This is a genomic window from Bradyrhizobium sp. HKCCYLS3013, from assembly GCF_051167615.1.
Taxonomy (GTDB): Bacteria; Pseudomonadota; Alphaproteobacteria; order Rhizobiales; family Xanthobacteraceae; genus Bradyrhizobium.
Genome location: NZ_JBNPTK010000003.1, coordinates 95,821 through 112,993 on the forward strand (window position 1 = coordinate 95,821; position 17,173 = coordinate 112,993).

The 17,173-nt window shown below is 66.0% G+C and carries 16 protein-coding genes; 8 read left to right on the plus strand and 8 right to left on the minus strand.

All coding sequences use genetic code 11. The annotated features are described in order from the left end of the window. Positions 1-6: 6 nt before the first annotated feature. The gene (locus tag ACQR1F_RS07175) at positions 7-1,089 is read left to right on the plus strand and encodes an enolase C-terminal domain-like protein (RefSeq protein WP_434882629.1); all 1,083 of its coding nucleotides are present in this window, start codon (positions 7-9) and stop codon (positions 1,087-1,089) included. 211 nt (positions 1,090-1,300) lie between these two features. On the opposite strand, the gene ACQR1F_RS07180 is transcribed toward ACQR1F_RS07175, so the two are convergent. Next, positions 1,301-2,800, minus strand: coding sequence for an NAD(P)H-hydrate dehydratase (locus tag ACQR1F_RS07180; protein ID WP_315799686.1), 1,500 nt, complete (start codon positions 2,798-2,800; stop codon positions 1,301-1,303). A gap of 539 nt (positions 2,801-3,339) precedes the next feature. On the opposite strand from ACQR1F_RS07180, the gene ACQR1F_RS07185 reads away from it, so the two are divergent. Next, positions 3,340-3,678 (plus strand): P-II family nitrogen regulator, encoded by a 339-nt coding sequence (locus ACQR1F_RS07185; protein ID WP_009027873.1) that lies wholly within the window; start codon positions 3,340-3,342, stop codon positions 3,676-3,678. 222 nt (positions 3,679-3,900) lie between these two features. Continuing rightward, positions 3,901-5,310, plus strand: a complete 1,410-nt coding sequence (glnA, locus tag ACQR1F_RS07190) for a type I glutamate--ammonia ligase (RefSeq protein ID WP_315799685.1) — start codon at positions 3,901-3,903, stop codon at positions 5,308-5,310. 342 nt (positions 5,311-5,652) lie between these two features. Here glnA and ACQR1F_RS07195 read toward each other — a convergent pair whose 3' ends face one another. After that, the gene (locus ACQR1F_RS07195; protein WP_434912750.1) at positions 5,653-6,273 is read right to left on the minus strand and encodes an AAA family ATPase; all 621 of its coding nucleotides are present in this window, start codon (positions 6,271-6,273) and stop codon (positions 5,653-5,655) included. Positions 6,274-6,392: 119 nt separating this feature from the next. Here ACQR1F_RS07195 and ACQR1F_RS07200 point away from each other — a divergent pair, with 119 nt between their 5' ends. The 3 genes from ACQR1F_RS07200 (at position 6,393) to ACQR1F_RS07210 (ending at position 9,613) form a co-directional block, all read left to right on the plus strand. Then, positions 6,393-7,295: a helix-turn-helix domain-containing protein gene (locus tag ACQR1F_RS07200; RefSeq protein ID WP_434912751.1), complete on the plus strand. Its 903-nt coding sequence runs from the start codon at positions 6,393-6,395 to the stop codon at positions 7,293-7,295. A 124-nt stretch (positions 7,296-7,419) separates the two neighbouring features. Next, complete coding sequence (locus ACQR1F_RS07205) at positions 7,420-8,706, plus strand: MFS transporter (RefSeq protein WP_315799683.1); 1,287 nt, start codon at positions 7,420-7,422, stop codon at positions 8,704-8,706. Then, the gene (locus ACQR1F_RS07210) at positions 8,699-9,613 is read left to right on the plus strand and encodes an amidohydrolase family protein (protein ID WP_316217848.1); all 915 of its coding nucleotides are present in this window, start codon (positions 8,699-8,701) and stop codon (positions 9,611-9,613) included. The genes ACQR1F_RS07205 and ACQR1F_RS07210 overlap by 8 nt, the downstream gene beginning before the upstream one ends. Positions 9,614-9,669: 56 nt before the next feature. On the opposite strand, the gene ACQR1F_RS07215 is transcribed toward ACQR1F_RS07210, so the two are convergent. Together ACQR1F_RS07215 and ACQR1F_RS07220 are read right to left on the minus strand one after the other, a co-directional pair. Then, the gene (locus ACQR1F_RS07215) at positions 9,670-10,281 is read right to left on the minus strand and encodes a hypothetical protein (protein ID WP_434912752.1); all 612 of its coding nucleotides are present in this window, start codon (positions 10,279-10,281) and stop codon (positions 9,670-9,672) included. 81 nt (positions 10,282-10,362) lie between these two features. Further along, a complete protein-coding gene (locus tag ACQR1F_RS07220; protein ID WP_315799680.1) occupies positions 10,363-11,133 on the minus strand; it encodes a gamma-glutamyl-gamma-aminobutyrate hydrolase family protein in 771 nt (256 codons plus the stop codon). 240 nt (positions 11,134-11,373) lie between these two features. Here ACQR1F_RS07220 and ACQR1F_RS07225 point away from each other — a divergent pair, with 240 nt between their 5' ends. After that, positions 11,374-12,522 (plus strand): AI-2E family transporter, encoded by a 1,149-nt coding sequence (locus tag ACQR1F_RS07225; protein WP_315799679.1) that lies wholly within the window; start codon positions 11,374-11,376, stop codon positions 12,520-12,522. A 43-nt stretch (positions 12,523-12,565) separates the two neighbouring features. Here the strand turns inward: ACQR1F_RS07225 and ACQR1F_RS07230 are convergent, their stop codons facing one another. Continuing rightward, positions 12,566-14,578, minus strand: coding sequence for an acyltransferase family protein (locus ACQR1F_RS07230; RefSeq protein ID WP_434912753.1), 2,013 nt, complete (start codon positions 14,576-14,578; stop codon positions 12,566-12,568). Between the two features lie 312 nt (positions 14,579-14,890). Beyond that, the gene (locus ACQR1F_RS07235; protein ID WP_434912754.1) at positions 14,891-16,060 is read right to left on the minus strand and encodes a M20 aminoacylase family protein; all 1,170 of its coding nucleotides are present in this window, start codon (positions 16,058-16,060) and stop codon (positions 14,891-14,893) included. Between the two features lie 29 nt (positions 16,061-16,089). Here ACQR1F_RS07235 and ACQR1F_RS07240 point away from each other — a divergent pair, with 29 nt between their 5' ends. Next, entirely contained in the window at positions 16,090-16,215 is a 126-nt protein-coding gene (locus tag ACQR1F_RS07240; protein WP_316237408.1) for a hypothetical protein, read from the plus strand. A gap of 5 nt (positions 16,216-16,220) precedes the next feature. Here ACQR1F_RS07240 and ACQR1F_RS07245 read toward each other — a convergent pair whose 3' ends face one another. Continuing rightward, the gene (locus tag ACQR1F_RS07245; protein WP_315799677.1) at positions 16,221-16,769 is read right to left on the minus strand and encodes an HD domain-containing protein; all 549 of its coding nucleotides are present in this window, start codon (positions 16,767-16,769) and stop codon (positions 16,221-16,223) included. A 36-nt stretch (positions 16,770-16,805) separates the two neighbouring features. After that, positions 16,806-17,108, minus strand: coding sequence for an antibiotic biosynthesis monooxygenase family protein (locus tag ACQR1F_RS07250; protein ID WP_315799676.1), 303 nt, complete (start codon positions 17,106-17,108; stop codon positions 16,806-16,808). Between the last annotated feature and the right edge of the window lie 65 nt (positions 17,109-17,173).

A 17,173-nucleotide genomic window follows, 5' to 3' on the forward strand; every position in this document is an offset into this window, starting at 1 on the left:
GTCCCCATGACCATCGCTGCCATCACCGGGGTCACGGCGCGCGCCGTGATCACGCCCATGAAGCGCCCCTTGCGCAACGCGTTCGGCATCATCGACTCCGGACCGCTGGTGCTGATCGACGTCGCCACCGATCAGGGGGTTACCGGCCACTCCTACCTGTTCGCTTACACCAGGATCGCGTTGAAACCGCTACTGCATCTGGTCGAGGAGATCGGCCGCGAGCTCAATGGCCAGGCCCTGGTCCCGTTCGACCTGATGAAACTCATGGACGCCAAATTCCGCCTGCTCGGCTGGCAGGGCCTCGTCGGCATGGCCGTCTCGGGCCTCGACATGGCGTTCTGGGACGCGCTCGGTCAGCTCGCCGGCAAGCCCGTCGTCGAGCTGCTCGGCGGCACGGCGCGGCCGATTCCGGCCTATGACAGCTATGGCGTGCTCGATGCAAAGGACGACGAGCGCATCTTACGCGCCGCGCGCGACGAGCACGGCTTCCGCGCCATCAAGACCAAGGGCGGTCATGGCGATCTCGCGACCGACGAAGCGATGATCAAGGGCCTGCGCGCCCTGCTCGGCCCGGACATGGCGCTGATGCTCGACTTCAACCAGTCGCTCGATCCCCCGGAAGCCACGCGCAGAATCACGCGCCTTGCGGACTACGGCCTGACCTGGATCGAGGAGCCGGTGCCGCAGGAGAATCTCTCCGGCCATGCCCGGGTGCGCGAGCGGTCGGAGATCCCGATCCAGGCCGGCGAGAACTGGTGGTTTCCGCGCGGCTTTGCCGAGGCAATCGCGGCCGGCGCGTCCGACTTCATCATGCCCGACCTGATGAAGGTCGGCGGCATCACCGGCTGGCTCAACGTCGCAGGTCAGGCCGATGCCGCCTCGATCCCGATGTCGAGCCACATCCTGCCCGAGGCGAGCGCGCATGTCCTGGCGGTAACGCCGACGGCACACTGGCTGGAGGTGCTGGACTTCGCCGGCGCAATTCTCGCCGAGCCGCTGCAGGTGATTGACGGCAAGGTGACGGCGAAGGGCCCGGGCCTCGGGCTCGCGTGGAACGAGAGCGCGGTGGCGAAGTATCAGGTCACGTGAGCCGACCAGCGTTAGCTAGACGGTCCGACGTCACCGCAACCACAACTGTCATCGCCCGGGTTGACCGAGCGAACCCGTACGCCGAGGCGGCCGTGATTGACTCGATGGGCCGCGGCGTACTGGATGCCCGCTGGAGCCTGTCATCGGGCTCGCCAAAGGCGAGACGCGGTGGCGGGCATGACAGTGTCTGCCGGGCGACGGCTCGCCCTGCTCAATACTCGATCCCGAACCGGTCATAGAGCCGCCGGAACACCGCGGGCAGCGTCTCCGTCAGGTCCTCGGCAATCAGCCCCGGCCCCGCCTCGTTGCCCGCCTCGCCATGCATCCAGACGCCGATGCAGGCGGCCTCGAACGCCGGCACACCCTGCGCCAGCATGCCGGCGATGATGCCGGCGAGCACGTCGCCGGCGCCGGCGGTGGCGAGCCAGGGCGGTGCGTTGGCGGCGATTGCGGCGCGGCCGTCGGGCGCGGCCACCGTCGTGTCGGCGCCCTTCAACAGCACCACGGCGCCGCAGCGCACCGCTGCCGCGCGGACGCGCTCCAGCTTGGAGCGGCCGGGATGCTTGTTGCTGAGATCGGAGAACAGCCGGGGGAATTCGCCCTCGTGCGGTGTCAGCACGATCTGCGCCTCGGCCATCGCCCTGAGCTGCTCGAACAGCCGCTCCGGCGCATCGGCGAAGCTCGTCAACGCGTCGGCATCGAGCACGAGGTGACGCTGCGCCGTGAGCGCGGTGTAGACGAGGTCGCGCGTGCGCTCGCTGACGCCGGTGCCGGGCCCGATGATGCAGGTGTTGTAGCGCTTGTCGCCGAGCAATTCGCCGAACGCGATCGCGGTGTCGGCGGCGCGCACCATCACCGCCGTCAGCGCCGCGGCATTGACCGCCAGCGCATCGCGCGGCGAGGCCAGCGTGACGAGGCCGGCGCCGGCCCGCAACGCGGCCCGCGCGGCCATCCGCGCCGCGCCCGTGGCGGTGACGTCGCCGGACATCGCCAGCACGTGCCCGCGGGCGTATTTGTGGCCGTCGATGCGTGGCACCGGAAAATGGCCCTGCCACAGCTCGGGATCGTTCTCGAAGGCCTGCGGCCTGATCTCCGCGAGCACCTGGGGAGCGATGCCGATGTCGGCGAGCCGGACGCGCCCGCAATGCTGGCGGCCCGGCAGCAGCAGATGCGCCGGCTTCTTGCGGAAGAAGGTCACCGTCTCGGTGGCGCGGACTGCGATGCCCATCACCGCGCCCGTGGTGCCGTTGATGCCGCTCGGCAGGTCGACCGCGAGCACCGGCGCGCCATTGCCGTTGATCGCTGCGATGACGTCATGAGGCTCGCCGGTGACGGGCCGGCTGAGGCCGGCGCCGAACAGCGCGTCGATGATCAGCGCCGGCCTGCCGATCGCCTGCGGCGTGAACGGCAGCACCGGAAACTTCCAGCCCTTGGCGGCGGAGGCCGCGTCGCCGTGCAACGCGTCGCGCTCGCACATCAGGATGACCGAGACGTCCCTGCCCTGCGCGGCGAGTTCGGCCGCGGCAACGAAGCCGTCGCCGCCATTGTTGCCCGGCCCGCAGACCACCACGATCGGCCCGGTCTCGACCAGGTCCATGGCCGCCTCGGCCACTGCCTGGCCGGCGCTCAGCATCAGCGAAAAGCCCGGCGTGCCGGCTGCGATCGTCAGCCGGTCGGCGCGCTCCATTTCGCTCGTGGTCAAGATTTCCATCGCCGCTCTCGTCCCCAGCCGCCGTCTAGCGCCGGCTGCGTGATATCGTCCCCATCGCGTCTCAGCGGGCGTCGGCGCCCCGTCCCGAGGAGCCGGCGCGCGCGAATCCCGCGCTTCCTATTGCCGCGCCGGCCCGCAACTTCCAAGGGCGCTGCGCGTCTGGCAAGACGCGACGAAACCCGGCATGTCGCCTTTTCCCTGGGCATTTCGGACAGCGCGCGTCTGGATCGTCGATGTCTGCACAACGTTTGATCTGTTTGCCTAATCTCAAGGCTCCGGTATTCTAGACGTTCCTTGAGGGAATCGTCAGGGCGCTCGTGAAATGCCTGATTATCGGCCCTATTTGGGCCCGTTAACGACTTGGCATAGACCCTGCTTTTGTGGAGCCACTTCGGCACGGGGCAAGTCGGGCAGTCAATCACCGGGCCTCCGCCGGAGAGTGTCGGGCCCGGTAGCGAAATGATCGAACGACCTGCGCGTGGGCGCAGCCTGACGATGACCCACCTGTTGTTTATAGCGGAATGCCCGGGAGGCGCTCAGTGAAGAAGATCGAAGCCATCATCAAGCCGTTCAAGCTCGACGAGGTGAAGGAGGCGCTTCAGGAAGTGGGACTTCAGGGCATCACCGTCACCGAAGCCAAGGGTTTTGGCCGGCAGAAGGGTCATGCCGAGCTGTACCGGGGCGCCGAATACATCGTCGATTTCCTGCCCAAGGTGAAGATCGAGATCGTGATCGGCGACGACCTGGTCGAGCGTGCGATCGAGGCGATCCGCCGCGCCGCCCAGACCGGCCGCATCGGCGACGGCAAGATCTTCGTGTCCAACATCGAGGAAGCGATCCGCATCCGAACCGGCGAATCCGGTCTGGACGCGATCTAGCCTGACCCGGGGCCTGGAACGGACCATCCGCTCCGGGCCCCGCACAGAACGTCTGCTGCGCCAGCAGCCCCTACGGCAGCTCAGGTGTCCTCTGCGAGGCGCTTGCACGCGGCCGTTTTGGCGTTTCCGATATTGTCTTGGTCCCCGCACGAGGCTAATGGAGCATGACCCGCGGACGCCGTCCCGCGCCGGGCCGTGACGTTTCAGCCAAGAGGGGTATTCATGAAGACCGCCAAGGACGTCTTGAAGGCAATTAAAGACAACGACGTCAAATACGTCGACCTCCGCTTCACCGATCCGCGGGGCAAGTGGCAGCACGTCACCTTCGACGTCAGCATGATCGACGAAGACATTTTTGCCGAAGGCACCATGTTCGACGGCTCCTCGATCGCCGGCTGGAAGGCGATCAACGAATCCGACATGTGCCTGATGCCCGACCCGGTGACCGCGACGATCGATCCGTTCTTCGCCGAAACGACCATGATCATCACGTGCGACGTGCTCGAGCCGACCACCGGCGAGCCGTACAATCGCGACCCGCGCGGCATCGCCAAGAAGGCCGAGGCCATGGTGAAGTCGATGGGCGTGGGCGACAGCGTGTTCGTCGGCCCCGAGGCCGAGTTCTTCGTGTTCGACGACGTCCGCTACAGCTCCTCGCCCTACAACACCGGCTTCCGCCTCGACTCCTCCGAGCTGCCGATCAACTCGGACACCGAGTATGAGGGCGGCAATCTCGGCCACCGCATCCGCACCAAGGCCGGCTACTTCCCGGTGCCGCCGCAGGACTCGGTGCAGGACATGCGCTCGGAGATGCTCGGCGCGATGGCGCGCATGGGCGTCAAGGTGGAGAAGCACCATCACGAGGTCGCTTCCGCCCAGCACGAGCTCGGCATGAAGTTCGACACGCTGACCCTGATGGCCGACCAGATGCAGATCTACAAATACTGCATCCACCAGGTCGCGCACATCTACGGCAAGACCGCCACCTTCATGCCGAAGCCGGTCTATGGTGACAACGGCTCGGGCATGCACGTCCACCAGTCGATCTGGAAGGACGGCAAGCCGGTGTTCGCAGGCAACAAGTATTCCGACCTGTCGGAGACCTGCCTGTCCTACATCGCCGGCATCATCAAGCACGCCAAGGCGATCAACGCCTTCACCAACCCGTCGACCAACTCCTACAAGCGTCTGGTCCCGGGCTATGAGGCGCCGGTGCTGCTCGCCTACTCCGCGCGCAACCGCTCGGCCTCGTGCCGCATCCCCTACACCTCCTCGCCGAAGGCCAAGCGCGTCGAGGTCCGCTTCCCCGATCCGATGGCCAACCCCTATCTCGGCTTCGCCGCGATGCTGATGGCCGGCCTCGACGGCGTGAAGAACAAGCTCGATCCGGGCCCGGCGATGGACAAGGATCTCTACGACCTGCCGAAGGAAGAGCTGAAGCAGATCCCGACCGTCTGCGGCTCGCTCCGCGAGGCGCTCGAGAACCTCGACAAGGACCGCGCCTTCCTGAAGGCCGGCGGCGTGTTCGACGACGACTTCATCGACAGCTACATCGCGCTGAAGATGACCGAGGTCGAGCGCTTCGAAATGACCCCGCACCCGGTCGAGTTCGACATGTACTACTCGGGCTGATCGCCCGACACGATCGGCGGATCACGAAGGCGCCCCCTCGCGGGGCGCCTTTTTGTTAAATGGCGCGTTGTTTGTTGAAAAAAGATCACGGGCCTCGTCCTTCGAGACGCTTGGCTTCGCCAAGCTCCTCAGGATGAGGGTGGAGATTTCACCCGGAACGTCTGCGTCTCTGCGAACCTCACAGCCTCTACTCTCCATGGACACGCCGGTCGGCGTGTTCATTGTCCATGTGCAGCGCCACCTTCGGTGCCCGACCCTCATGGTGAGGAGGCGCGCGCCCATCGGCGCGTGAGGGCGAGTAACGGCCATTCGCGCGCCGTCTCGAACCATGAGGCCCGATCGTCAACCAGGCGCGCTTTGTCGCGGGAAGGCGTACGCGCCCTGATGAGCGCTCATCTCCGCAGATGTCGGCGGCTCCCAGATGCTTTCGATGAAGTCGAACATCGGCCGTGTGACGGTGAGCGAGAACGTTTCGTCCCGCGTCTCGTTGCGGGAGCTGACGCGCCGCCATCGTTCGTCGGCCGGAACGTCGAGGAAATGCAGCGTGACGTCGAACCCGGATTGCCGGGCCAGGGCAGCGAAGCTCGCCCGGCTGCTGGCGCGCAGAAACGACAGGTCGAGCACCGGCGCGACGCCGGCTTGCGCGCAGCTGATAGCCATGCGCCCGATCTGATGTTCGCAGCGCCCGACCCGCTCAGTGATCCAGTCGAAGCGCATCGGCTCAGGCTGATCGCTGGCGAACAGCTCCACCATCCATTCGTCGATGGAGAAATGAACCCCGTTGCAGCGCCTGACGAGGTCGCGGGCGTAAGTGGTCTTGCCGGCGCCGGTCGCGCCGCAAACGAGGTGGAATGTGCTGGTCATCGCTTCAGATCCTCCGGGGTTCCATAAGATATATACCCGGATAAAATATGCCCTGTAAATATCACCCGGATAATATTTGCCGACGACCAACGCGGCCATGAAGGCGGCTGCGACCCGCGAGGTTGGAGAACGCCGCGCCCTGCCTGCCGGAAGTCGCCAGCCCGGCAAGACAATGCTAAAATTTACGGCAGCCATTCAGCCAGACGCACCTTGCCCCCATGCAGCTCAATCCCCTTCGCCATGCCGAGCGCGTCACGGGACGACGGCAATCGGCGCTGATCGACCTGTGGTCGACGGCCGGGTTTGCTGCTGCTGTCAGCGAGGTCACCGGGCCGCACCTCTACGAGTATGGCGAGCTGCCGGTCCCGACGGTGGCGATCACGCTGTACGACGTCCGGCGTCACGTCCTGATCGAGGATGGCACGGTCCGGCGCGATGCGCCTGTCAGCGCGGGGCGTTTCCGGATCGGCCAGCCCGGCTGCAGCGTGGTGGTCGATGCCGTGCCTGAGGTTCGTTCGGGCCAGCTGTTGCTGCTGTATCTCGGCGATGCCCTGCTGAAGGAGGTCGCGGCCTCCCGCGGCTCTGCGGCGCCGGTCACCCTGACGAACCAGGCCTGGGACACCGAAGATCCGATGCTCGAAGCTGCGGCGACGCGGCTGGTCGAGAGCTGCGGTGGCGGCGAAAGGCCAAGCCGCCTGCTCGCCGAACAGTTCGCCTACACGCTCGCGCTGCACGTCTCGGACCGCTACGCAGTGCAGCGCCCACCCGGACTGGAGCAGACGCGGCCCTTGGACGACCGGATGCGGGCGCGCGTCACCGAGTTCGTTCGCGCCGATCCCGGTGCGCCGGTCACGCTGGCCGCGATGGCGGAGGTGGCGGGGATGAGCCCGTCCTCCTTCCTCCGCAGCTTCAAGCAGGCGACCGGAACGACACCGCATCGGTTCGTCGTCGAGCAGCGCGTGCTGGCCGCACGCCGGCTGCTTTCGACCTCCGATCTGCCGATCGTCGAGATCGCGCTGTCGCTCGGCTTCTCCTCGCAATCGCATTTCGGCGCCGTCTTTCGGGCGGTGACGGGCGAGAGTCCGGCCCGCTATCGCCGCATGCAGCGCGGCGGCCGGTGATTTCCTGACAAGGCTGCACGCAGCAGCGCCGATCCTGACGATTTTCTGACAGACACCGCCGGATCTTTCAGCGAACTCTGCCGCGGGTCGACCGTTCAACAAGAGCGGCGCATGGGAGGCGAGGATGTCGACAGCTGCAGACACGGTGGTGCCGATCGAGGATACGAGCCTCACCGGCTTCTACAATGGCATGACCACGGCCGAACGGCGCACCTTCTGGGCCTGCGCCACGGGCTGGGCGCTCGACGGCATGGACTTCATGATCTACCCGCTGGTGATCGGCACGATCATCGCGCTGTGGAAGGTTGACGCCGGCACCGCGGGCCTCGCCGGCACGGTGACGCTGCTCGCCTCGGCCTTCGGCGGCTGGGCGGCGGGCTATCTCGCCGACCGCATCGGCCGCGTCCGGACGCTGCAGTTCACCATCATCTGGTTCTCGCTGTTCTCGCTGCTGTGCGCGTTCGCGCAGAACTTCGAGCAATTGCTGGTGCTGCGAGCCCTGCTCGGACTCGGCTTCGGCGGTGAATGGGCGGCCGGCGCGGTGCTGATGGGCGAGACCATTCGCGCCCAGTATCGCGGCCGCGCCGTCGGCAGCGTGCAGTCCGGCTGGGCCGTCGGCTGGGGCCTCGCGGTGCTGGCGCAAGCCGCCTTGTTCTCGCTGCTGCCGGCCGATCAGGCGTGGCGGTGGATGTTCGCGATCGGGGCCTTGCCGGCGCTGCTGGTGCTGTATCTGCGCGCCTTTGTAAAGGAGCCGGAGGTCGCGGCCGCCGCACGCGCCAAGGTCGCCGCCGCCGGCGACCGCCCGTCGATCCTGGAGATCTTCCAGGGACCGATCCTGAAGACCACCATTCTCGCCTCGCTGGTGGCGACCGGCTGCCAGGGCGGCTACTACGCGATCACCTTCTGGGTGCCGCGCTTCCTCACCACCGAGCGCAAGCTCTCGATCGTGAGCTCGACCGGCTATCTCGCCGCGCTCATCATCGGCTCGTTCATCGGCTATCTGGTCGGCGCCTGGTATGCGGATCGTTTCGGCCGGCGCAACCTGTTCCTGGTGTTCTCGCTCGGCGCCATGGTCGTGGTCGCCGCCTACACCCAGCTGCCGCTGTCGAACGAGCTGCTGTGGCTGCTCGGCTTTCCGCTCGGCTTCTTCGCCTCGGGCTATTTCTCCGGCATGGGCGCGTTCCTGACCGAGCTCTATCCCACGCGCTTGCGCGGCTCCGGCCAGGGCTTCTGCTACAATTTCGGCCGCGGCATCGGCGCGCTGTTTCCGTTCCTGGTCGGCTATCTGTCGCAGATGACCTCGCTCGCCACCGCGATCTGCCTGTTCGCTCTGTTCGCCTATGCGCTGTTCTTCGTCGCCGCCTATGCGCTGCCGGAGACGCGCGGCAAGGTGCTGCACGCCGATGCGTGAGATCGCACCCGACGCCGATCGGGCTCCCGCCTGCGCGGGGCCCGATCCGCATCCGCGCAGGGCCTCCCGCTTCATCGTGCCGCCAGGCGCGGTCGACACCCACGCCCATGTCATCGGGCTGCCGCCGCGCCATCCCTTCGTGGCCGAGCGCAGCTACACGCCGCCGGAGGCCACCGCGGCCTCCTATCTGGCGATGCTCGATGCCACCGGCATGACCTATGGCGTGCTGGTCCAGGTCAGCGTCCACGGCACCGACAACAGCCTGATGGTCGAGACGCTGGGCGCCAACCGCGAGCGGCTGCGCGGCATCGCGGTGATCCCGCTCGGCCTGCCGGACCGCGAGCTGGCGGCGTTGCAGCAGGCCGGCGTGGTCGGTTTGCGCCTCAATGTTCTCTATGGCGGCGGCATCGGCTTCGATCAGCTGCACGACTACGCCGCGCTCGCCCGCGAGCTCGGCTGGCACCTGCAGTTCCTGATCGACGCCGCCGACCTGCCGGCCCTGGCGCCGCGGCTGGAAGGGCTCGCGGTGCCGATCGTGATCGATCACTGGGGCCACTTCCCGGTGTCGCGTGGGACAGCCGATCCCGGCTTCCAGACGCTGGTCTCGCTGGTGCGCGACGGCGCCTGGGTCAAGCTGTCCGGCGCCTACCGCAACACGGTCGCCGGACCGCCCTATGCCGACACGGTCCCCTTCGTCCGCCGCCTCCACGCGGCCGCCCCCGACCGCTGCGTCTGGGGCTCCGACTGGCCGCACGTCGCGCACCGCGGCCACATGATGAACGTCGGCGAGCTGCTCGACCTCTTGGCCGACTGGGTGCCCGATGCCGCCGCCCGCAACCGCGTCCTCGCCGATAACGCCCAGCGGCTGTACGGGTTTCCGCCGAGCGGAGGCAGACACTCATCGTGATCGATCAATGGTGGTGACGATCACCAGTCTCAGCCGGCGCCGAGGGATGACTCCGATTACTTCGCAGCGAAATTGACTCCGATCTCGGTCACCACGGGCGCGAGCTTCAGCAGCGCCGGATTGTCGGACGACACCTTCACGCCATCGCCGGAGAGCGCCCGCGGCGTATCCTTCTCGGTGCCGAACCGCACGGTCACCGAGCAGCCGCCCGGCAGCATCCGCCCGAGGGCGCCGTTCTTGAAGTCGGTGACGTAGCCGCCATAGTCCCAGCCGAAGCCCGCGACGACGAACGGCTTGCCGTTGGCCTTCTGGACCGCGGCGAGGCTCGCGCCGATCGAAATGCCGGCCACGGTCCAGCGGCTGGTCTTGGCGGTGTCGCGAAGGGTCAGTCCGGACACCGTGGCGGTCTTGTCTTCGATGAAGGCGACTTCGATCCGGCGGTCCATCGCGCGGGGAAACAGCACGAGGCCCTTGTAGGTCTCCCCCTCCGCCCCCGGCAGATCCTCGATCACGGCTTCACTGCCATAGCGCTGCTTCAGGCTCTTCGCCGTGTCGGTCGCGGCCACGGGCAGCGCGCAGGTGATCGGCCCTTCGGTCGGCGGCGCGGTCTGAGCGGAAGCAGGACTGGCAACCGCCAGCGCAAGGACGGCGGTCAAGACATGGCGCATCAACGAACCCTTGTGAGACTGCGAAACAAAGCGGCCGGCATCGTTAGGTCTGTTTCGCCGCATCTCGGGTTCAGGCCGACGTCAAGACGACTGCCGCCGCTTCCTCACGGCATCCCCGAACGCCTCGAACAGCTTGCGGTTGATCGGGTTCTTCTGCGGATCGTATTCGGCGTGCCATTGCACGCCCAATGCAAAGCTCGGCGCGTCGGCAATGCGGATCGCCTCGATGGTGCCGTCCTCGGCGATGCCCTCGATGACGACGCGATCGCCCGGCTCGAGGATGCCCTGGCCGTGCAGCGAATTCACCTTGATGCTCTCGCAGCCGAGGATGCCGGCGAAGGCGCCGCCCGGGGTCAGCCGCACCTCGTGGCGGTCGGCGAAGATGACGGTCGGATCGGGATGGATCTCGCCATTCTCCAGCCGGGGCATGCGATGGTTCATGCGGCCGGGAATCTCGCGGATCTCCGGATGCAGCGAGCCGCCGAAGGCGACGTTCATCTCCTGGAGGCCGCGGCAGATGCCGAACAGCGGGATGCCTCGGGAGACGCAAGCCTCCGTCAACTGCAGGGCGACCTCGTCGCGATGGATGTCGTAGGGCTCGTGCTTGAGACTGGGCTCGGTGTTGAAGCGGGTCGGGTGCACGTTGGCACGGGCGCCGGTCAGGACCACGCCATCGACGACATCGAGCAGCGCGGCGATGTCGGTGATCTCGGGAACGCCGGCAAACATCAGCGGCAGCGCGCCTGCGACCTCGGCCACGGCGCTCAGGTTGCGTTCGCCCACCATCTGTACGGTGAACCTGTTCTCGACGCGATGGCTGTTGCCGATCACGCCGACGACCGGACGCTTCATGGCCCTCGTTTCTCTCCCTGGGAGCTCAGGCTCGATCTCCAATGAGCCCGGAGGCACAGATCATGCCTCGACAAATCATGCCTGTGTCGCAAAGCCGGATCAACATATGGCGGCGCGGGTCGCCAATGCCAATTCCGGACAACCCCGCAAGCGTCCCGCCGCAACCCCATCCCAAGCCTGCGCTTGATCCGCCAGCCGTTTTCGCCAATGTGTGGGGCCGATCAGCACAGAGGACGCCCCATGACCGCCCCCGCCGACCCGCGCCTCCAGGCCCGCAGCGACCTGGCCTGGGCCATCGCCGTGGGCGGCATCGGGGTGATCCTGTTCATGGCCGCGCTCGCCTTCAGCTGGTATTACGCTGCGGCGCTGTTCCTGCTGTTCTCCGGCATGCTGCTCGGTGTCGCGCTTAACGCGATGACCAGCCTGCTCGGCCGCGTGCTGCCCTGGCCGCACCCGGCGCGGCTCGTCATCGTGTGCGTGGCGCTGGCGGCCGTGCTCGTCGGCATCGTCTTCCTGGGCGGCACCACCATCGCGGAGCAGGCCAAGGTGCTGAGCGATACGATCAAGTCGCAGCTCGGCAACATCAAGGGCTTCCTCGACCGCAACGGCATCGACACCAGCTTCTTCGACTTCAACGCTGCGAACACGGCCACTGCCGCGCCTGATGGCGGCTCGACCACACCGACCCAGACGCCGTCCCATGGCCTGCCGGGCGGCCTGCCCTCGCCAAGCGCGCTGGCCTCCTCCGGCGGCGCCATCGTCAGCCAGACCTTCAAGCTGCTGCTCGGCACCGTCAGCGCCGTCGGCAACTTCTTCATCGTGCTGTTCCTGGGGCTCGCCTTCGCAGCGCAGCCGGCGGTCTATCGCAGCGGATTGCTATTCCTGGCGCCGGCGAAATACCGCGACCAGGCCACCGTGATCGTCGACCGCATCAGCTATACGCTGGAGCGCTGGCTGATCGCCCAGATCACGACGATGTTCGCGGTCTTCCTGGTCACCTGGATCGGCCTTGCCATCATCGGCGTGCAGAGCTCGTTCATCCTGGGCATCCAGGCCGGCCTGCTGGCGTTCATTCCGACCGTCGGCGCGATCATCGCAGGCGTCATCGTGGTGCTGGCGAGCCTTGCCTCCGGCTGGGTCGCAGCGGTCAGCGCCTTCGTGCTGTTCCTCGGCGTGCACGCGATGGAGAGCTATGTGCTGACGCCGCTGATCCAGCGCCAGGCGCTGGACATCCCACCGGCCACGCTGTTCGCGTTCCAGATCCTGCTCGGCATCGTGTTCGGCGTCTGGGGCCTGACCCTGGCGCTGCCGCTGATGGCGATCGCCAAGGTCATGATCGATTATTTCAAGAGCGACCACCGCACCGAGGACGCCGCCGCCGCGATCTGAGGGAATTTGGCCGGGAGCAGTCTGTCGTGCCGCCCCTGCTCCGCTATCGCATGCGAGACGAAGTATCCTGAGGTTCCGTCGAGCTCCCTGCTATGAACTCATTCCGTCTAGCCTCAGACGGTGGATTCAGCCTGCTCAGGAATGCATCCAGTTGCGGCTTCAATTTCGACACGACGAATTTGGAGCCTTCGGGCGTGAGGTGAATGATGTCCCAGGTGATCGGAGTTTCCGGATCAATCCTCGTCGGACAATTCCTCATGTTGCAGACCGCATCGAGCACTGAAACGTACTGTACGCCGGGATGAGAACGCGCGATCTCCCGGAGTACGTCGTCGGCCTTGAACGATGCCTCCACGGGTGTGAGCGCGTTGCCGACCGGCAGATGCGTCCGTTCGTATTTGAACAGGGTCTGAGCCAGCGGAGCCGGGAATTCGAGCGAAGGCCCAAGTAACAGAACGGGAATGCCCGCGTCTTCCGCCTCCTTCAGCAACGCACCAAGATGGTCGTCGAAGCGCGGCGCGGCCGATCGACCATAGGCTTCCACGTACCAGCGCCAATTGCCTGAAATGATCACCGCCGCGGGAGTCCGCGCCTTGATCTGTTCACGCAGCAGACGATTGGCGTCATCGCAGCTTCGCGAAAACTCCTGCCGCAACTCGACGAAAGGGGCGCACGCAGCCGAGGTGAGCTGCATCAGGTGATAGGTCTCCGCGGGAAGGTAGTCACGCAGGCCCCAGGCATAGTGGGCGGCAATGCTGTCACCGGCGAGCAGAATGTTGCGCTTGTCTGCCGCTGGCGTGAGACACGCGCCGAAATCGTAGCTCGATAACGGGTCATCGGGCTGCAGAAAGCAGCTGTGCGTCCGGTAGAACGGCGTCATCGCCTGGGCATTGTAACGCAGCATCCGCTCCTGCGACGGCGGGAAGCGTCCCACATAGCCCTCATGAGAGAAGCCGTGGGCGCCGATCGCAATCAGGACGACGGCCGCGCCGGCAATCAATCCTGAGACCCGCAGTCCGTTCCAGGTCATGCGCGCCCGGATGGGCCGTTCCACGGTGACATGGGACACGTACGCAAGCAGCACCGAGGACGCCAGCAACGCCACCGTCCCGGCGTTCGAACTCGCGACGTCGAGCGGGAGCGCTGCCCTGCCGAGAACAAACACCGGCCAGTGCCAGAGATAGAGCGAATACGACAGCCGACCCACAAACGTGCCCATATCCTCGAACAGGAGTCGCGGCCTGCCGTCATCCTGATTGAAGGCGATGATCGAGAGGGCCGCGCCGAGACAAGGGATGAGGGCATGCAGCCCTGGAAAACGGGTCTCGGGCCGGAACATGACCACCGGAATCACTATGAGCGCCAGACCGATCAGCCCACAGATGCAGCGCGCCACGAACCTGACTGGCGACCATTGATGGAGAAAGAAGGCGATGCTTCCGATCAGGAATTCCCAAGCCCGCAGGGGCGCGAGGTAGAACGCTGCGGAGGCCGAATTCTTGATCAAGAGCTCGTCGAGAACACACAGCGCCATCGTGCCGGAGATGACGAGAGCGAGCGAGGACTTCGCCGTCGGATCGCGGAAGAGCTTGCTCCATAGCCAGGTGATGACCGGAAACAAGAAATAGAATTGCTCTTCGACAGATAGTGACCACGTATGAATCAGGACCTTTCCCATCGTGGGGAGATCGAAGTAGCCGGTCTCCATCCAGAAGAAGACGTTCGACGAAAACAGCAGCGTCGATACCGCGCTCCCGAAGAACATTCGGTAGTCGCTCGGCGGCACCAGAAAGTAGCCAACGATCCCCGTCACCAGGATCAACAGGTAGAGCGCTGGCAGCAGGCGCCTTGCCCTGCGCTCGTAGAACGCCAGGAAGGAGAACGAGTCGGAGGCAAGTCCCGCCCAGATCAGCCGCGAGATCACATATCCGGAGATGACGAAGAAGACGTCGACACCAACGAATCCGCCGCCGAAGCCCGGCAGCTCATAGTGAAACCCGATCACCGAAATGACGGCGAAGGCACGCAGACAATCGATGTCCGCGCGATACGCCAAACGTCCCGAAACCCTCACACTGACAACCCGTATCGACGAGGCCGATCTGGCCTACCGGGCTACCCGTGACACGCTTGGAAATGTAACTCAACGTGCAGAAACAATCGCCGGAACTGCGCGCGACGAGGTGTGACCGTGTCGCCACACTCCGGCGCGCCAAGCTCTATTGAATAGCCGTTTTAGCCGTGAAAAATCGAACATTTGTACGTAAATCGAACACAAGCAAGATAGCGGACGGTCGCTGCTTCGAAGCCACCCACACGGCAATTAATGATTGCATACTTATAAAACACACTTTCTAGATTTAATTGTCTATTCAGCCGGCATCGCGGTCTCGACGAGCTTGGCCCAATAGCTGATGCCGTGCGGGATCACGTCGTCATTGAAATCATATTCGGGGTGATGCACGCCGGCGCCATCGCCGATGCCCATGAAGACGAACGCGCCGGGCCGAGCCTGCAGCATGTAGGCGAAGTCCTCGCCGCCGAGCCGGGGCGGCATGTCGGTGATGACCTGATCCGGCCCGACGACGCTGCGCGCCACGTCGGCGGCGAACGCGGTCTGCTCCGCATGGTTGATGACGACCGGATACCCCCATTCGTAATCGATCTCCGCCTCGACGCCCATGCCGCTCGCGAGCGCCGTCACGAGGCCCTTGAAGCGCTCGTCCATCAAACGGCGGATGTCCTCGTCGAGCGTGCGCACGGTGCCGCCGATGATCGCGGTCTGCGGAATGATGTTGTCGGCGGTCGTCCCCGCGTGGAAGCGCGTGATCGACAGCACCGCGCTCTCGACCGGATCGACGTTGCGCGCCACGATCGTCTGCAGCGCGGTCACGATCTGCGCGCCGGCGATGATCGGATCGACGCATTTGTTCGGCCGCGCCGCGTGGCCGCCGAGGCCCTTCAGACGCACCTCGAAGGTGTCGGCCGCGGCCATCACCGCGCCGGTGCGCGTCGCGACGGTCCCGAGCGGAAGACCCGGCGCGTTGTGCAGGCCATAGACCTCCTCGATGCCGAAGCGCTCCATCAGGCCGTCCTCGACCATCGCACGGCCACCGGCCCCGCCCTCCTCGGCCGGCTGAAAGATGACGATGGCGGTGCCGGCGAAGTTGCGCGTCTCGGCGAGATAGCGCGCCGCGCCCAGCAGCATCGCGGTGTGGCCGTCATGGCCGCAGGCGTGCATCCGGCCTGGAATGGTGGACTTGTGCGGGAGGTCGCCGACCTCCTGCAGCGGCAGCGCATCCATGTCGGCGCGCAGGCCGATGACACGCTGCGACGGCTCGCGCCCGCGGATGACGCCGACCACGCCGGTCCTGCCGATACCGGCGACGACCTCGTCGACGCCGAACGACCTCAGCAGCTCGGCAACGCGCGCGGCCGTCCGATGCACCTCGTAGAGCAGCTCGGGATGCTGGTGGAAGTCGCGGCGCCAGATCTTGGCGTCTTCGGCGAGCTCGGCGGCGCGGTTGATGATCGGCATGACGGAGTTCCGGAAAATGAGAGCACGCCATGGCGACGCGCGTGTCATCTCATTGCATGTCGCGCGACGGCAAAACACAAGCCACATTCGCTCATGCGATGCTGCGCAGGCTGCATTGCCGCGCTGATGCGGCCGTTCAAAAACGCCTGAGCTGATCCGCTTAGGATCGAAGGCCGCGCAGCTCGCGGGCGAGATTGCTCCGCGCCTTCCGGTCGAGCGCGGCGGCAAAGCCCGCATCCGGATAGATCACGGGGCGGCTTGCGAAGCGCTCTAGCACCGCCGCGCGCCCGGCGCGGTAGGCGTCGTCCGGCACATCAGCATATTCGCGCCGGATCGCATCGGCATAGGCGTCGTAGCTGGCCTCGTCGCTGCCGAGAATGGCGAGATCGATCGATACGAGCAGCGCGCCCAGCCGATCGCCGGGCGCGACATCGTGGGTGCGGGTCAGCCGGATCAGGCGTCCGACCTCGTCGCGCAGATCGGCCGCGACATGACGCTCGGCAAGGACGGCGCTCTGCTCCTCATTGTCGGACCGCGTCGGATCATACACGACGTCGTGCCACCAGATCGCGAGCGTCAGGATCTCGCGGTCGCGGACGTTGAGGTCGGCAACGCGAGCGAGCTCGGCCAGGCAGTCCTGGATGTGGCGAAGATCATGGTAGTGCCGTCCCGCCGCGGAGTAGGCCTCGACCAGATCGTCATGCGTCATGGTGGCGTTCCGTCGGCAGCAGCGGCTACGCGCTGCTCAGCCGGCCGAGGTCAGCACCGTCTCGGTGTGCTCGACATCCGGAGGGCTGGCGAAATACTGCCCGACCAGGCCGCGCCATTCGGTGAAGTTCTCCGAGCCACGGAAATCGACCGTGTGGCTCTCGAGCGTCTCCCACTTCACCATCAGGCGGTAGCGCTGCGGCTTCTCGATCGACTTGTGCAGCTCGAAGCCGTGAAAGCCCTTGGAGCGGCCGAAGGCAGCGCGCGCCTTCGCGACGGCGGCCTCGAAATCCTTCTCCGTGCCCGGCTTGACGTCGATCTGGGCGATTTCCGTGATCATGGTCTGTCGGCCTCCCCTGGCGTTGGACCGCTTGTCTAGCCCAGACCTCGGGAGAGCGAAAGCCG

What these genes read in the sequence shown, in the direction of transcription:
- ACQR1F_RS07175 (WP_434882629.1), top strand. Translation starts at nt 7, where the DNA reads ATGACCATCGCTGCCATCACCGGGGTCACGGCGCGCGCCGTGATCACG.
- ACQR1F_RS07180 (WP_315799686.1), bottom strand. Translation starts at nt 2,800, where the DNA reads ATGGAAATCTTGACCACGAGCGAAATGGAGCGCGCCGACCGGCTGACG.
- glnA (WP_315799685.1), top strand. Translation starts at nt 3,901, where the DNA reads ATGAAGACCGCCAAGGACGTCTTGAAGGCAATTAAAGACAACGACGTC.
- ACQR1F_RS07195 (WP_434912750.1), bottom strand. Translation starts at nt 6,273, where the DNA reads ATGGCCGCGTTGGTCGTCGGCAAATATTATCCGGGTGATATTTACAGG.
- ACQR1F_RS07200 (WP_434912751.1), top strand. Translation starts at nt 6,393, where the DNA reads ATGCAGCTCAATCCCCTTCGCCATGCCGAGCGCGTCACGGGACGACGG.
- ACQR1F_RS07205 (WP_315799683.1), top strand. Translation starts at nt 7,420, where the DNA reads ATGTCGACAGCTGCAGACACGGTGGTGCCGATCGAGGATACGAGCCTC.
- ACQR1F_RS07210 (WP_316217848.1), top strand. Translation starts at nt 8,699, where the DNA reads ATGCGTGAGATCGCACCCGACGCCGATCGGGCTCCCGCCTGCGCGGGG.
- ACQR1F_RS07215 (WP_434912752.1), bottom strand. Translation starts at nt 10,281, where the DNA reads ATGCGCCATGTCTTGACCGCCGTCCTTGCGCTGGCGGTTGCCAGTCCT.
- ACQR1F_RS07220 (WP_315799680.1), bottom strand. Translation starts at nt 11,133, where the DNA reads ATGAAGCGTCCGGTCGTCGGCGTGATCGGCAACAGCCATCGCGTCGAG.
- ACQR1F_RS07225 (WP_315799679.1), top strand. Translation starts at nt 11,374, where the DNA reads ATGACCGCCCCCGCCGACCCGCGCCTCCAGGCCCGCAGCGACCTGGCC.
- ACQR1F_RS07235 (WP_434912754.1), bottom strand. Translation starts at nt 16,060, where the DNA reads ATGCCGATCATCAACCGCGCCGCCGAGCTCGCCGAAGACGCCAAGATC.
- ACQR1F_RS07240 (WP_316237408.1), top strand. Translation starts at nt 16,090, where the DNA reads ATGGCGACGCGCGTGTCATCTCATTGCATGTCGCGCGACGGCAAAACA.
- ACQR1F_RS07245 (WP_315799677.1), bottom strand. Translation starts at nt 16,769, where the DNA reads ATGACGCATGACGATCTGGTCGAGGCCTACTCCGCGGCGGGACGGCAC.
- ACQR1F_RS07250 (WP_315799676.1), bottom strand. Translation starts at nt 17,108, where the DNA reads ATGATCACGGAAATCGCCCAGATCGACGTCAAGCCGGGCACGGAGAAG.